This is a genomic window from Burkholderia sp. 3C, assembly GCF_054589155.1.
This window is the reverse complement of the sequence record NZ_BAAILN010000125.1, coordinates 78,187-79,433: the sequence shown is the minus strand read 5'-3', so window position 1 is coordinate 79,433 and position 1,247 is coordinate 78,187. Positions and strand designations below refer to the sequence as shown.

1 protein-coding gene is annotated in these 1,247 nt (G+C 72.7%); it reads left to right on the top strand.

What is annotated here, in order from left to right:
* On the top strand, nt 1-1,247 hold a 1,247-nt coding region (locus ACYP33_RS25360), incomplete at both ends, for a sigma 54-interacting transcriptional regulator (protein ID WP_459624374.1).

The window sequence follows — 1,247 nt, the reverse complement described above, 5'->3', positions numbered from 1 at the left end:
GTGGACGTGCCGGTGGTGCTGGTCAGCCCCACCGGCCACGACCTGCTGCATGCGCTGGCGCGCGCCCGGCGCGACGCCGCCGCGCCCGTCGCGCTGGTCAGCTACGGCGACACGCCGGCCGACCTGCGCCGCTTCGCCGCCGCGTTCGGGCTGGACATCGTGTTCGCCAGCTACCAGTCGCGCCCGGAAGCCGAGGCGCGCGTGCGCGAGCTGCAGGCACGCGGCATCGATACCGTGGTCGGCCCCGGCCTCGTGACCGATCTCGCCAGCGCGGCCGGCATGAACACCGTGTTTCTCTATTCGCACGCCGCGGTGCGCGCGGCCGTGGATACCGCGCTCGAAGTGGCGCACGCCACGCACGCCGAGGGGCTGCGCCGCCAGCGCCTCGACAACCTGCTCCAGCACTTGCGCGACGGCGTGGTGGCGCTCGATGCGCGCGGCCGCGTGGAGGCCATCAACGCGCGGTTGGCGCTGGCGCTCGGCGTCGATCCGCAAGCGGCCGTGGGCCGCGTGCTCGACGACCTGACGCCCGAGCTGGCCGCGCTGCGCGGCGCCGACGGCGACACGCTGGCGACCGTGCGCGGCGTGCGCTACGTGGTGCATCGCGGTCCGCTGGCCGCCAGCGGCGCGGCCACCGGCAGCGTGCTGACGTTCCAGGAATCGCGCGCGGTGGAGCGGCTCGACCGCACGCTGCGTTCGCAGCCGCACGCGCAGCGCTTTTCGGCGCGCTACCGGCTCGACGACGTGATCGGCGAATCCGCGCCGATGGCGCGCGTGCGCGAGCTGGCGCGCCGCTATGCCAAATCGGACGCCACCGTGCTGGTCCTCGGCGAAAGCGGCACCGGCAAGGAAATGATCGCGCAGAGCCTGCACGCCCTGAGCGCGCGCCGCGCGTTCCCGTTCGTGGCGATGAATTGCGGCGCGTTCCCCGAAGCGCTGCTCGAAAGCGAGCTGTTCGGCTATGACGAGGGCGCGTTCACCGGCGCGCGGCGCGGCGGCAAGGCGGGCCTGTTCGAAGCCGCGCATCGCGGCACGCTGTTTCTCGACGAAATCGGCGAAATGCCGCTGTCGCTGCAAAGCCGGCTGCTGCGCGTGTTGCAAGAGCGCGAGGTGGTGCGGCTCGGCTCGACCGAACCGATCCGCATCGACGTGCGGATCGTGGCCGCCACGCACCGCACGCTGCTCGACGCGGTGGAGGCCGGCAGCTTCCGCGCCGATCTCTATTACCGGCTCAACATCCTCAACAT